The 12,913-nt window shown below is 71.6% G+C and carries 11 protein-coding genes; 3 read left to right on the forward strand and 8 right to left on the reverse strand.

The window, feature by feature from the left end; translation table 11 throughout:
- Positions 1–47: 47 nt before the first annotated feature.
- A complete protein-coding gene (locus tag MNOD_RS07860; RefSeq protein WP_015928320.1) occupies positions 48–1,403 on the reverse strand; it encodes a LysM peptidoglycan-binding domain-containing protein in 1,356 nt (451 codons plus the stop codon).
- 217 nt (positions 1,404–1,620) lie between these two features.
- Between MNOD_RS07860 and MNOD_RS07865 the strand changes: the two genes are divergently transcribed.
- Positions 1,621–2,214, forward strand: coding sequence for an LOG family protein (locus MNOD_RS07865; RefSeq protein ID WP_015928321.1), 594 nt, complete (start codon positions 1,621–1,623; stop codon positions 2,212–2,214).
- Between the two features lie 30 nt (positions 2,215–2,244).
- Here the strand turns inward: MNOD_RS07865 and cysS are convergent, their stop codons facing one another.
- Positions 2,245–3,627 (reverse strand): cysteine--tRNA ligase, encoded by a 1,383-nt coding sequence (gene cysS, locus MNOD_RS07870; RefSeq protein WP_015928322.1) that lies wholly within the window; start codon positions 3,625–3,627, stop codon positions 2,245–2,247.
- Positions 3,628–3,971: 344 nt separating this feature from the next.
- Here cysS and MNOD_RS07875 point away from each other — a divergent pair, with 344 nt between their 5' ends.
- Positions 3,972–4,307, forward strand: coding sequence for a hypothetical protein (locus MNOD_RS07875; protein ID WP_015928323.1), 336 nt, complete (start codon positions 3,972–3,974; stop codon positions 4,305–4,307).
- 25 nt (positions 4,308–4,332) lie between these two features.
- On the opposite strand, the gene MNOD_RS07880 is transcribed toward MNOD_RS07875, so the two are convergent.
- Complete coding sequence (locus tag MNOD_RS07880; RefSeq protein ID WP_015928324.1) at positions 4,333–4,854, reverse strand: CreA family protein; 522 nt, start codon at positions 4,852–4,854, stop codon at positions 4,333–4,335.
- Positions 4,855–5,014: 160 nt separating this feature from the next.
- On the opposite strand from MNOD_RS07880, the gene MNOD_RS07885 reads away from it, so the two are divergent.
- Positions 5,015–6,049, forward strand: a complete 1,035-nt coding sequence (locus MNOD_RS07885) for a DUF2865 domain-containing protein (RefSeq protein ID WP_015928325.1) — start codon at positions 5,015–5,017, stop codon at positions 6,047–6,049.
- A gap of 462 nt (positions 6,050–6,511) precedes the next feature.
- On the opposite strand, the gene MNOD_RS07890 is transcribed toward MNOD_RS07885, so the two are convergent.
- The 5 genes from MNOD_RS07890 to MNOD_RS07910 all read right to left on the reverse strand — a co-directional run bounded on the left by MNOD_RS07890 (position 6,512) and on the right by MNOD_RS07910 (position 12,646).
- A complete protein-coding gene (locus MNOD_RS07890) occupies positions 6,512–8,500 on the reverse strand; it encodes an SDR family NAD(P)-dependent oxidoreductase (RefSeq protein ID WP_015928326.1) in 1,989 nt (662 codons plus the stop codon).
- 40 nt (positions 8,501–8,540) lie between these two features.
- A complete protein-coding gene (locus MNOD_RS07895) occupies positions 8,541–9,932 on the reverse strand; it encodes an amidase (protein WP_015928327.1) in 1,392 nt (463 codons plus the stop codon).
- Positions 9,933–10,174: 242 nt separating this feature from the next.
- Positions 10,175–10,513, reverse strand: coding sequence for a hypothetical protein (locus tag MNOD_RS07900; protein WP_015928328.1), 339 nt, complete (start codon positions 10,511–10,513; stop codon positions 10,175–10,177).
- A gap of 15 nt (positions 10,514–10,528) precedes the next feature.
- Positions 10,529–11,095, reverse strand: coding sequence for a Uma2 family endonuclease (locus MNOD_RS07905; RefSeq protein WP_015928329.1), 567 nt, complete (start codon positions 11,093–11,095; stop codon positions 10,529–10,531).
- A gap of 120 nt (positions 11,096–11,215) precedes the next feature.
- Complete coding sequence (locus MNOD_RS07910) at positions 11,216–12,646, reverse strand: homospermidine synthase (protein ID WP_015928330.1); 1,431 nt, start codon at positions 12,644–12,646, stop codon at positions 11,216–11,218.
- Between the last annotated feature and the right edge of the window lie 267 nt (positions 12,647–12,913).

Here is a 12,913-nt window from a genome sequence, read left to right on the forward strand (position 1 = left end):
TGCCGTGACGCTGTGGGCGGCGCATCGGAGCCGATCCGGCGCCGCTCTCACCCGCGCTTATGCGTCCCCGGGGCCGGCGGCGTCTCGCCCGGCAGCACGAAGACTTGGCCCGGATAGATCCGGTTCGGGTTGCGGATCTGGGTCTGGTTGGCGCCGAAGATCACCGTGTAGCGCACGCCCCGCCCATAGGCCCTGCGGCTGATGCTCCAGAGGTTGTCCCCGCGCACCACTGTGGCTGTGCTCACGGCCGACACGAACACCGTGCCGGGGTCCTGCGCCGGATCGGGCGTCCGCGCCGCGACGGCGGGCGGGACCGGCTTCGTTGCCGAGGGGGCGATGGTTCCGTCGACGGTCGGTGTCGAGGGAGGTGCCGCGGGAGCCGCCGATGCCTCACGCAGCACGGGCGGCTCGGCTGGCGTCTTGGCGGAGGCTGTGGGCCGCGGAGGCTTCTGCGCTTCGCCCGGGGCCGGCCGCACGGCTGCCGTCGCCGACGGGGCATCGAGAGTCGCCGGCACCGCGAACTTGACCTCCGAACGGGTCTTCACCGCGCCGGTGGCCGGATCCACCTGATCGATCCTCACCCGGTAGTCGCCGGGGCGCACGCCGCGCCCGATCGCGAAGGCGATGCGGCCGTCGGGCCCCGCCTGGCCCGGCGCGATCAGCGTGTCGTTGAGATAGAGCCGCACGCTGGCCTGCGGTGCGCCCTGGGCGCTCACGAAGAGCTTGCCGCCGGCCTCCGCATCGACGCTCGCGATGCGGATCGGCGTCGTGCCGGGGGGCGCCGGGGTTTGGGCCGCGACGGCGGGCGCAGCCTTCGGACTCCGCGGGGCAGTGGATGGCTCCACGGCGTCGGGCTGCGAGAGCACCGCCGTCGGCCTGCCTGGCGCGGTCACGGCGACCAGGGGCCTGCCCGTGCGCTCGGCCGACACCGCCACCACAGCGCTCTCGGGGCCCGCCATGCGGGTGCCGTCCGGAGCGACGCTGCGCAGGCTGATCTCCTGGCTGCCGGGCGGCAGGGGAGGGGGCAGCAGGACGAACTGGCCCGACGCGTCCGTCTTGGTGCGGGCGAAGACCTCGCCGTTGCGCAGGAGCTCGACCTCGGTTCCCGGCGCGGCGCGGCCGGCCACGACGCTGTCGCCCCCCGGCTCGACCCGGATCACGTCGAAGCTCGGTGCGCGGGTCCCTTCGGCCGGCATTGCGGGATTGGGGGGCAGCGCCGCCACCTGCGGAACCGCGGGGGCGGGCTCAGGCGCGGTGGGCTTTGGCGCGACGGTCTGGGACGGCGCGGGGGGCGGCCCCCGGGATAGGAGACGCGTGCCGCTCGTCACCACGCCGATGAGCACGATGCCGCTTACGAGCCCGACGCCTGCGAGAAGGATGCCCCGCCGCAACTCCGCCGTCATGGCGCTTCACTCCTGGTCGCGCCGGCTTCCCGAGCCGGCGCGCGGCCATTCGCCTCCTGGTCGACAACCTTGGTCGATCCCCGCCATATTATCAGGCATGTCCAGTAGACACCAAGCTGCGGTGCCTCTTGTCCTTGGACCGGATCTTGCGCCGTGCGGACGTCCCGCTCCGGACGGGCCGGGGACAGGGGACGCAGCGGAACGGCGCGGAGCATTGATGCGGACGGTTTGCGTGTATTGCGGCTCGGGCTTCGGCACCGATCCGGTGTTCCGGGAGGCCGCGAAGGCCCTCGGCCACTCCCTCGCCGAGGCCGGCATCGGCCTCGTCTATGGTGGCGGCAATGTCGGGCTGATGGGCACGGTGGCGCGGGCCGTGCTCGACGGCGGCGGCCATGTCACGGGGATCATCCCGGACTTCCTGAAGTCGCGCGAGCGGATGCTCGACGACGTGCAGGAGACGATCGTCGTGCACGACATGCATACCCGCAAGCGGCTGATGTTCGAGCGCTCGGACGCCTTCGTTGCCCTGCCGGGCGGCATCGGCACCCTGGAGGAACTGGTCGAGCAGATGACCTGGGCCCAGCTCGGCCGGCACACCAAGCCGATCCTGCTCCTGTCCGTGGCGAGCTTCTGGGCGCCGTTCCTGGCGCTCCTCGACCACATGCGGGACACCGGCTTCATCCGCGACGGCCTCGATCCCAACTACCTCGTGGCGCAGCGGCCGGAGCAGGTTGTGCCCATGCTCGCCGACGCCGTGCGCCGCCTACCGGCCCGCCCGGAGGCGGACGCGCTGATCGAGGAGCGGTTCTGACCAGGCGGCGAGGGGGGCCGAGCGGCCCCCTCAGCCTTCGACCGTCCAGGTCGTCGTGCCGTCCTTGTTGTCCTTCAGGGTGACGCCCATCGCTGCGAGCGCGTCGCGCAGGCGGTCGGACTCGGCCCAGTTCCGGGCCGCCCGGGCCGCCTTGCGCTCCGCGATCAGCCGTTCCACGGTGGCGACGTCGACGCCTGAGGCCGCCACTGCCGCCTGCGCGCGCGCCGAGCGGGTGGAGCCGAGGAACCCCATCAGCATGGCGCCGGCCTTGAGGGCGGCCGGATCGTCGAGCCGGTGCAACTCGCCGAGGGCGGATGGCGTGTTGAGGTCGTCGAGGAGCGCGTCGCGCAAGGCCGCCGGGACCTCGGCGGCCGGGCCGGTATCGCCGACCGTCTCGTACCACCGGTCGATCGTGCGGCTCGCCTCCTCCAGGGCCCGCAGCGTCCAGTCGATCGGCTGGCGGTAGTGGGTGCGCAGCATCGCCAGCCGCACGACCTCGCCCGGCCAATCCGCCAGCACCTCCCTCAAGGTCACGAAGTTGCCGAGCGACTTCGACATCTTGTCGCCCTCGACCTGCAGGAAGCCGTTGTGGAGCCAGACATTGGCCATCACGGGCGTGCCGAAGCAGCAGCGCGACTGCGCCACCTCGTTCTCGTGGTGAGGAAAGACGAGGTCGATGCCGCCGGCATGGATGTCGAAGGTCTCGCCGAGGTGTTTCCACGACATGGCCGAGCACTCGATATGCCAGCCCGGCCGGCCCGGCGCCGCGATCCCGCAGGGCGAGGGCCAGGCGGGCTCGTTCGGCTTCGAGGGCTTCCAGAGCACGAAGTCGAGGGGCGAGCGCTTGTAGGGCGCGACATCGACCCGGGCGCCCGCCTCCATCTCGTCGAGGGGCCGCTTCGAGAGAGCGCCGTAATCGGGCATCGAGGGCACGTCGAAGAGCACGTGCTCCTCGGCCACGTAGGCGTGGCCGGCGGCGACCAGCCGCTCGATCATCATGGCCATCTCGCGGATGTGCTCGGTGGCGCGCGGCTCGATGAAGACCGGGCGCTGGCCGGCCCGGTTCACGTCCTCCGGCATCAGCACGCCGAGCCGGCGCAGATCCGCGTGGAAGGCCGCCAGCGTCTCGTCGGTGAGCGCGCGGATCGAGATCCCGCGCTCGGCCGCGCGCGCGTTGATCTTGTCATCCACGTCCGTGACGTTGCGGACATAGGTGACGGCGCCCTCGCCGTAGAGGTGGCGCAGCAGGCGGAAGAGCAGGTCGAAGACGATGATCGGCCGCCCGTTGCCGATATGGGCCGCGTCGTAGACGGTCGGCCCGCAGGCATACATCCGCACATTGCCCGCATCGATCGGGGCAAACGGCTCCTTGGCCCGGGTGAGCGTGTTGTAGAGGCGCAACAACGGGGCCATGAAACACCCTTTCGCTCTGGCGGCGCGGCGGCGCTGCCGCGCTGTCCCGCCACGCTTCTAACGCATTGAGCCGCCGCGGATCCCCTTAGCCTCCCGGCTCCGGAAGGCCGCGGGACGCAGATGACCGTTTCGGCCCGGTGTTGCAACCGCGAGACGCCGCGGGCGGCGGATCCGGGTTAGCCCAATTCCGCGCGGTTTTCGAGAAGCCGGGAGGCGGGCCGGATCTCCGGGCAAGCCCGTCCCTTCGGGTCCGTTTCGGGACCGTGCGCCGCCTCCGTTGAGGTTTTGTTTACCGACCCAACCCAGTCTTTGTCCCAAAGCGTTCCGATCCAGAAGGCATTCCCATGCGACGCTCCCTCGCCGTTTTCGGCATCATCGGCCTCCTCGCGAATGCTGCTCCCGCGCTGGCGGGCGAACCGAGCGGAGCCGCCCTGCCCGGCGTGGAGAAGACCTTCCTGATCCCATCGAGCGACGGCTACGGCGTGGCCGAATGCCTGAGCACCGGCACCGGCGAGTGCGGCCAGGTGGTCGCCGATGCGTGGTGCGAGTCGCAGGGCTTCGCCAAGGCGGCCTCCTTCGGCGTCGCCGCGCAGGACGAGTACACGGGCGCCATCGACAATCCGCCCGTGCCCGTCACGCGCCCGGCCGACCGGCCGATCCGCATCACCTGCCGGGATTGACCGGAACGGACCCCGCTCGCGGCGCTCAGCCCTTGAGGAACTCGCCGCATTTCGGCGGCAGTTCCGTCCCCCAGGGCATCAGCGGCACGGTCGAGGTCGAGTTCTTCGGCGAGCCCTCGATCACCTTGTCGGAATACACCATGTAGACGAGGGTGTTGCGCTTGACGTCGCAGCCCCGGACGATCTGCATGCTCTTGAAGATCAGCGAGCGGCGCTCGCTGAACACCACCTCACCCTGGGTGAGCTTGCGCTTGAACTGCACGGGCCCGATCTGACGGCAGGACAACGAGATGTCCGAGACCTGTTCGGCCAATCCCAGCGAGCCCTTGATGCCGCCCTTCTCCGGCAAGGTGTAGTGGCAGGCAACGCCGGCCACGTCCGGATCATCGATTCCATAGACGACGAGCTTGTCGTTCGGGGTGAGCGGGCGCCAGACCGTCGATTTGTCGAAGATGCGGTCGGGCTCCTCCGCGACGGCCGCCGCGCCGAGACATGCGCTCAGCCCAGCCGCGAGCCCTGCCAGCCTGAGACTCCGCCGCCACACCATTCCGCGATCCCCGTGAGAAATTCGTTAACGTATGTAGGGAGGCTGTCGCGGAACGGCGAGGGCGGCTAGAACAGCCAAGTCCCGCGGCGCCGATGCGGGACGCCGGCCCGCCGCCCCCACGGCCGGGTCCGCCCCCCAGTCAGTCCATCGCCGGAACGCCATGACGCTGTCCCGCCTGCTCGCCCGGTGCCTTGCCGGACTCGTCGCCGCGGCCGCCCTCGCCCAGGGCGCACGGGCGGAGCCGAACCCCGCCGCGTGCCAGCGCTACCGTGCCGAACTCGCCAACCTGCAGCGGGAGGCGAACCGGGGGCAGGTCGAGGAGATCCAGCGCCTCGTCGCCTACCGCAACTCCATCGGCTGCGAGGGGGGGCGGTTCCTGTTCTTCGACATGCGCCCGCCGCAATGCGCCCAGGTCGAGCAGCGGATCCGCGCCCTCAACAGCGGCTACGGCGCCGGCAACACCCAGGTGGCGGATGCCCGGCGCGCGCAGCTCGTGGCCGCCGTGAAGGACGCTTGCACGGGCCTGCCGGCGACGCCGAAGGCCGCGGAGGGCTACGCCCGCGGCGGCGGTCAGGTGATCTGCGTGCGGATGTGCGACGGCGCCTATTTCCCGATGCCGAACCTGCCGGACGGCCGCGAGGGCGCCAACGAGATGTGCAAGGCCCTCTGCCCCGGCACGGAGGCCGCCGCCTACTCGATGCCCGCGACCGACAACGGGCTCCAGCAGGCCGCCGCCATCCAGACCAGGCGCGCCTATGCGGCGCTGCCGAACGCCTTCAAGTTCCAGAAGGCCTTCGTGCCGAACTGCTCCTGCCGGGGCCAGGGCCAGAGCTGGGCCGAGGCGCTGGTGAAGGCCGAGAGCATGCTGGTGCGCCACAAGGGCGACATCTTCGTCACTCCGGCCCAGGCCGAGGCGCTGTCGCGGCCGAAGGTCCGCCTCACCCTGGTCGGCCGGGCCGACCGCTCGGCCGCTACCCTCGCGGCCACCGCCGCGGCCCGCAACGGCCTGGAGGAGCCGCCCGGCACCGAAGCCCCGGTGGCGCCTGCACGTCCGGCCGGGCCCGACGAGAAGCCGCCTGTGCGGATCATCGCGCCGACCATCATTCCGGTCCCGGTGCCAGTGCGCTCCGAGGGCCCGCAGGCCGCCGCGCCCGTCACCCCGGCGCCCGGTGCGGCGCCGCTGGCGACGCCCTGACTCCGAAGGGCTTTCGACGGCTCCGCTCCGCGCCGGCTCATGACGGTTTTCGTCCAGTCGGGTTCGCCACCGGTTGCGCCGAGCCTGACGGGACGAACCCTGAGGCGGCTGCCACGCACTTCATACGGTTTCCGGTTGATCCGTTCGGAGACAAGAGGGCGCGGGAACCGCGGGATCCCCTCTCCCGTGCGGGAGAGGGGTAGGGGTGAGGGTCCCGGACCGTTCCGCCAGAATCACTGAGCGTGGTGCTGGCAGCGGCCCGGTTCAGGCTTCTTGCTGAACCACCTGGGCCCTCACCCCTGCCCCTCTCCCGCACGGGAGAGGGGATCCCGCGGTTCCCGCGCCCTCTTGTCTCCGAACGGATCAACCGGAAGCCGTATCAGTTTCTATCTAGGCGTCCTGCCGGGCCCCGTGATCCGACCTCCGCCGGGCGAAGCGATCACGCGGATGGCGGATGAGCCGTCACGCGCGATCCTCGATCGCCTGCCGCCCGCCCACATGGGCGCGGGAGGCCACCGGCTCGGGCAGGGCCGGCCTCTGGTGCACCGGCGCCCCCGGGCGCCTCAGGAAGTCCGGCACCGCCTCGCCGAACACCGCTTCCGCCGCGGCGCGGTCGCTCTCCGCCACGGCTGCCTGCAGGCGGGCGAGCCAGCTTTCGAGCTGCGCCCGGTCGGCGAAGATGGGCTTCGCCGCCATCACGCCCTCGATCCCGTCGAGATTGACCATCGGCTCGTCGCGGGCGAACAGGATTTCGTTCAGGCGCTCGCCCGGCCGCGCGCCCGTGACGGCGATCTCGATATCGACACCCGGCTCGAAGCCGGCGAGCCGGATCATCCGCTCCGCCAGATCGCGGATGCGCACCGGCTGCCCCATCTTGAGCACGTAGACGGCGGCGCGCTGGTCGCCTCCTTGCGGGTCGCGGGCCTCGCGGTCGGCATGCGAGGCGGCGGTGAGCACGAGATCGGCCGCCTCCCGCACGGTCATGAAGTAGCGCACCATGTCGGGATGCGTGACCGTGACGGGGCCGCCGCGGGCAATCTGCGCCTTGAACACCGGCACCACCGACCCGACCGAGCCCAGCACGTTGCCGAAGCGCACGGCGACGAGCCGTGCCGGCCCGCCGGCAGCGTCGAGGGCCTGGGCGTACATCTCGGCGAAGCGCTTGGTGACGCCGAGCTGCGAGACCGGCTCGATCGCCTTGTCGGTCGAGATCATGACGAGCGCCCGGGCGCCCGCGGCGAGCGCCGCATCGGCGACGTTCACGGAGCCGAAGACGTTGGTCTTGATCCCCTCCGTCCAGTCGCGCTCGAGATAGGGGACCTGCTTGAGGGCCGCCGCGTGGAAGACCGCGTCCGGCCGGAAGTGGCGCAGCACCGCGAAGAGCCGCTCGCGGTCGCGGATGTCGGCGATCACGCCGGTCACCTCCGCGTCGCTCTCGGTGAGCGCGGGCCGCGTCAGCACGCCGTGCAGCGCCGGTTCGGAATTCTCCACCACGAGGAGGGCGGAGGCCCCGAAGGCCACCGCGCGGGCGCAGATCTCCGAGCCGATCGAGCCGCCGCCGCCCGTGACCACGATGCGCTGGCCGGAAAGGAACCGCTCCAGCCGCGGGCGATCGATCGGCACTGTCGGGCGCAGCAGCAGGTCCTCGATCTCGAGCGGAGCCAGCTCCGCGTCGCGCAGGCCCTCGCCGAGGGTGGCGACGCGGGCGAGCGGCAGGCCGAGGCGGCGGGCCTGGGCCAGGAGGGCCTCGGCCTCGGCCTCCGGCGCGAGCGCGCTCGGGGTCGCGACGAGGCGGCGCACCGGCACACCGCGGGCCGCCAGATCCGCCACCACCGGCTCCAGCTCGCGCAGGCTGCCGAGCACCGGCACCCCGCGCAGCATCTGGCCCCGATCCTCGGCCCGGGGCGAGAGGATGCCCTGCGGCGCGAGCTTCTTCACCGTGCCGGCCTCGATGGCGCGCAAAACCACCTCGATGTCGTGCCCGCGGCCGAGCAGCAGCGCCGGGGTCGCGGCTGCGCGCGCGAGGTTCTGGCGCGAGCGGCTGTATTTCAGGTAGCGGAAGGCGAGCCGCGGGCCGCCGAGCAGGAACAGCTGCAGGACGAAGTAGAGGCCGATCGCGATCTTGCCGAAGAAGTAGATCCCGAACAGGACCGGCGAAACCAGCACGTAGTCGAGAAGCAGGAGCGCCAGCGTCAGCAGCGCGACCGCCCGCACGATGTTGGCGAGGTCGGGCAGGGAGGCGAAGCGCCACTTCGCGCGGTAGAGGCCGAACTGCCGGTAGACGAGCCCCGCGAAGACCACGAAGGGCGGCAGCAGCTGCGGCAGATGCGCCAGGCGCTCGGCCAGCAGGGCACCGTCGAAGCGGATCAGGAAGGTGAGGAGGACGGCGAGCACCGTCGCCACGAGGTCGTGGGCGACGATCACCGCGCTCTTGAGGATCGGTCTGCGCATCGGGAAGCCGGCGCGGGTATCGGCCGGGCTCCCCCCGGTGTCAACGCGCCGGATAGGGCGGCAGCGGCGGGCGAAGGCCCTCGAAGAGCCGCCCGAGCCGCAGCACGCCGAGATCGTCGAAGCGGTGGCCGACGATCTGCAGGCCCACCGGCAGGCCCTCCGGGGTGATTCCCGCCGGCACCGACAGGGCCGGCTGCTCCGACATGTTGAAGGCGACCGTGAAGCCGATATGCTCGAAGGGACGCTGCGGGTCGTCGGTCGGGCAGGGCAGCTCGGCCGGGAAGGCCGGCACCGGCGCGACCGGGGTGATCAGGAAGTCGAAGGGGCGGATCGCCGCGAGCGCCGCGTCGCGCATCGCCGCCATCTGGCTCATGCCAGAAAAAACCGCCGCGCCGCTGAAGGACCGGGCGGTCTCGGCCCAGGCCCGGATGAAGGGCAGCACCGCTGCGCGGCGGTCCGGGTCCAGGGCGCCGATGTCGCTCCAGGCGCGCTGGCGCCAGAAGGTGTCGAGGCCGTCGAGCATCGTGCGGGTGAGGAAGGGGGCGACGGGCTCGACGACGGCACCGGAAGCGGCGAGGCGCTTGCCCGCCTCTTCCACCACCGCCCGCACCGCCGGGGCGAGCGGCAGGCCGACGCCCGCATCGAGCACGAGGCCGAGGCGCAGTCCCTTCGGGTTGAGGCCGTCGAGGGCGAGCCAGTCGATCGCCGCGGGCAGGAGCGCCGTGCCGTCGCGCGCATCCGGGCGGCTGAGTTCGCGCATGGCGAGCGCCGCGTCGGCGATAGTGCGGGTCATCGGGCCGGCGCAGCGGCCGTAATAGGGCGGGTCGATGGGCACCCGGCCGTTGCTGGGCTTGAAGCCGACGATGCCGCACCAGCCCGCCGGCAGCCGGATCGAGCCGCCGATATCGGTGCCGAGATGGAGCGGCCCGTAGCCGGCGGCCGCCGCCGCGCCCGCGCCGGCCGAGGAGCCGCCTGGAGTCTTCGTCCTGTCCCAGGGATTGCGCGCGAGCGGGTGGAAGCTCGACAGGCCCGACGAGAGCATACCGTAATCCGGCATGGTGGTGCGCGCGAACAGGATGGCGCCGGCCTCCCGCAGACGGGCGGCGGCGGGTGCGTCCTCGGCGGCGGGCGCGGCGTCGCGGCGGGCCGCCGTCCCGAGCGGCATGGGCATGCCCCTTGTGGCGATGTTCTCCTTGATGGTCGCTGGCACCCCGTCGAGGGGAAGCGCCTCGCCGCGGCGCCAGCGCGCCTCGGCGGCGCGGGCTGCGGCACGGGCCTCGTCGGGGACGAAGGCGTACAGGGCCCGGAGCGATGGCTCCGCCGCCTCCACCCGGGCGATCACCGCTTCCATCACCTCCACGGGCGAGAGGTCCCGCGCGGCGTAGCGGGCCAGGAGGTCGGTGGCGGAGAGATCGGCCAGGGTCTCGGTCATCGCGCCTCACACACGGATGGTTGCGGCCCTGGCGCGGGCAGCGCGGGATCCCCTCTCCCGTGCGGGAGAGGGGCAGGGGTGGGGGTCCCGGACGGTGCCGCCATAAGGCACTGACGGCAGCGCTGGCAGCGGGACGGTTCAGGATGCTTGCTGAACCACCTGGACCCTCACCCCTACCCCTCTCCCGCACGGGAGAGGGGATCCCGCGCTGTCCGCGCCAGCCCGGCAGACGAGTTTGATCATCATCCCTCCCGGGCCGGCTTGCCAGCCAGGGCGACGTAGAAGCCGAGACCGTCCTGCGCCGGCAGGGTCTGGAGCCGGTCGATCCAGCCCCGGCGCTTCGCGTCGAGCAGGAGGCGGCCGATGGGCTGGAACAGCGTCTCGCCGCCGCCCGGGGTTGGCGCATCGAGGCGTACCGCCACGGTCTTGCCCTTGGCGAAGCGGCTGCGCTCCAGCATGTCGTTGAGCGAGGCCTCGGCCTTCGGGCGGGGCGTGCCGCGCAGGTCGAGGACGGATTCGGCATCCGTGACCCCGAGCGTGCCGCGCAGCTTGTTGGCATAGAATTCGTCGAAATGGGGCAAGGCGCGGACCCGCGGTCAGGTGAGGATGCCGGCATACAGGGACGCGACCGGCACGCTGCCGGCGAGGTCCGGCAGGTCGATCGTGTCGTCGAGGCCGAGGGCGCGGAGCGTCCAGTCCGGCCCATTGCCGAGCAGCCAGAGTTCCACGCGCGGCTCGTCCTGGTAGACGATCAGGAAGCTGCGCAGCGTCTGGAGCGATTGATAGAAGGCGGCCTTGCGCCCGCGGTCGTTGTGCATGGTGGAGGGTGACAGCACCTCCGCCACCAGGATCGGGTCGCGGGCATAGCCGTCGGCGAGGAGCGGCCCGCCGCGCACGACGAGGTCCGGGATCGGCGCGAAATCGTCCACGAACTCGTTGCGCAGCCCGAGGCCCGGCAGGGCGCGGCAGCCGAGCCGATCGGCGAGAGGGCCGAGCTGCCGGCCGAGATTCATGACGATCTGCTGGTGGCGCTCGCTCGGCGGCGCCATCAGGACGGGCTCGCCGTCGAGAAGCTCCCAGCGCTCCTCGTCGGGGCGCCCCCGGATCATGGCGAGGAAATCAGCGAACCGCATGCGCGGTTCGCGGCGCAGCGCAAGGGACATCGAAGCTCCTGTCCGTGTCCCGATGGTAGCACCGGGCGGGCAAGCGCGACAGCCTGCGGCGGCCCTGCGGCGCTGCGCGAAGTTTGGGCGCGGCGCTCAGGCGAGCGCCGCGCCGGCCAGTCAGCTGTGCACCAGGACGTTGCGGAACTGCCAGGGATCGCTCTCGTCGATGTCCTCCGGGAACAGCCCGGGACGGTTGGCGAGGGGCGTCCAGTCCGTGTAGACCCCCACCACGGGGCCGAGATACGGCAGCTGGACCTCCAGGCAGCGGCGGAAATCGATCTCGTCGGCCTCGACGATGCCGGCCTCCGGGTTCTCCAGCGCCCAGACCATGCCGGCGAGCACGGCCGAGGTCACCTGCAGGCCGGTGGCGTTCTGGTAGGGGGCGATGCGGCGCGTCTCCTCGATGGAGAGCTGCGAGCCGTACCAGTAGGCGTTCTTGCCGTGGCCGTAGAGGAGCACGCCGAGTTCGTCGATGCCGTCGACGATCTCGTTCTCGTCGAGGATGTGCTGCTTCTCCTGCACGCGGGCCGCCTGGCCGAACATCTCGTGCAGGGAGAGCACCGCCTCGTTGCAGGGATGGTAGGCATAGTGGCAGGTCGGGCGGTAGACCGGCTTACCGCCCTCGCGGACGGTGAAATAGTCCGCGATCGAGATCGACTCGTTGTGGGTGACGAGGAAGCCGAACTGCGCCTGGGCGGTCGGCGTCCAGGAGCGCACCCGGGTGTCGGCGCCCGGCTGGAGCAGGTAGATCGCCAGGGCGTCCGCGCCGAGCGTGCGGCCGTTCTCCGGCATCCAGGTCTCGTGCGTGCCCCAGCCGAGCTCGGCCGGCTGGTTGCCCTCCGACACGAAGCCCTCGACCGACCAGGTGTTGACGAACACGCCCATCGGCTTCTCGGACTTGGCGCGCTGGGTGTCGCGCTCGGCGATGTGGATGCCCTTGACGCCGGCCTGCCGCATCAGCGCGGCCCAGTCCTCGCGGCTCTTGGGCTCGGCGACCCGCAGGCCGAGGTCGCCCGCCACGTTGAGCAGGGCCTGCTTGACGAACCACGACACCATGCCGGGATTGGCGCCGCAGCAGGACACGGCGGTGGTGCCGCCGGGCTTGCGGCGGCGCGCCTCCAGGATCTGCTCGCGCAGGGCGTAGTTGGTGCGGTCGCCCGGCCCGGCGCTCTTGTCGAAGTAGAAGCCCGGCCAGGGCTCCGCGACGGTGTCGATGTAGAGCGCGCCGATCTCGCGGCAGAGCTCCATGATGTCCCGCGAGGAGGTGTCGACCGACAGGTTGACGCAGAAGCCCTGGCCGCCGCCCTCGGTGAGGAGGGGGGTGAGCACCTCGCGGTAATTGTCGCGGGTGAGCGCCACCTGCTCGAAGCGCAGGCCGTGCTTCTCGGCCAGCGCCCGGTGCTCGTCGGAGGGCTCGACGACCGTGAACCGCTTCTTGTCGTAGGTGAAGTGGCGCTCGATCAGGGGAAGGGTGCCCCGGCCGATCGACCCGAAGCCGATCATCACGATGGGGCCGCTGATGTGGCCGTGGACGGGCCAGTCGGTCATGAGAGATGCCTCCTTTTGCGGGGAATTAGGCGTGTGGGGAAAGGCGGTCGTTAGCCGATGAGGGTGACGGGTTGGCGACGGGGCTGATTGGCGGCTCCGCCCCGCAGGGTCAACCGGCGGGCATGGGTGAACGGAACCTTGCCGCTGGCATGCCGCGTCCGCATGGCTCCGCTGCGGCGGCCGCGCTTTGTTTGCGCTGCGTCGCATCCCATATTGCGATGCAACAACACCGACGGAAACGCCCGCGCGCGTAAGCTCTCACAGGAG

It is taken from the genome of Methylobacterium nodulans ORS 2060 (assembly GCF_000022085.1).
GTDB classification, from domain to species: domain Bacteria; phylum Pseudomonadota; class Alphaproteobacteria; order Rhizobiales; family Beijerinckiaceae; genus Methylobacterium; species Methylobacterium nodulans.

Coding starts and splice junctions, on each gene's coding strand:
- cysS (WP_015928322.1), bottom strand. CDS start 3,627: ATGGCCCCGTTGTTGCGCCTCTACAACACGCTCACCCGGGCCAAGGAG.
- MNOD_RS07895 (WP_015928327.1), bottom strand. CDS start 9,932: ATGACCGAGACCCTGGCCGATCTCTCCGCCACCGACCTCCTGGCCCGC.
- MNOD_RS07875 (WP_015928323.1), top strand. CDS start 3,972: ATGCGACGCTCCCTCGCCGTTTTCGGCATCATCGGCCTCCTCGCGAAT.
- MNOD_RS07865 (WP_015928321.1), top strand. CDS start 1,621: ATGCGGACGGTTTGCGTGTATTGCGGCTCGGGCTTCGGCACCGATCCG.
- MNOD_RS07860 (WP_015928320.1), bottom strand. CDS start 1,403: ATGACGGCGGAGTTGCGGCGGGGCATCCTTCTCGCAGGCGTCGGGCTC.
- MNOD_RS07885 (WP_015928325.1), top strand. CDS start 5,015: ATGACGCTGTCCCGCCTGCTCGCCCGGTGCCTTGCCGGACTCGTCGCC.
- MNOD_RS07910 (WP_015928330.1), bottom strand. CDS start 12,646: ATGACCGACTGGCCCGTCCACGGCCACATCAGCGGCCCCATCGTGATG.
- MNOD_RS07905 (WP_015928329.1), bottom strand. CDS start 11,095: ATGTCCCTTGCGCTGCGCCGCGAACCGCGCATGCGGTTCGCTGATTTC.
- MNOD_RS07890 (WP_015928326.1), bottom strand. CDS start 8,500: ATGCGCAGACCGATCCTCAAGAGCGCGGTGATCGTCGCCCACGACCTC.
- MNOD_RS07880 (WP_015928324.1), bottom strand. CDS start 4,854: ATGGTGTGGCGGCGGAGTCTCAGGCTGGCAGGGCTCGCGGCTGGGCTG.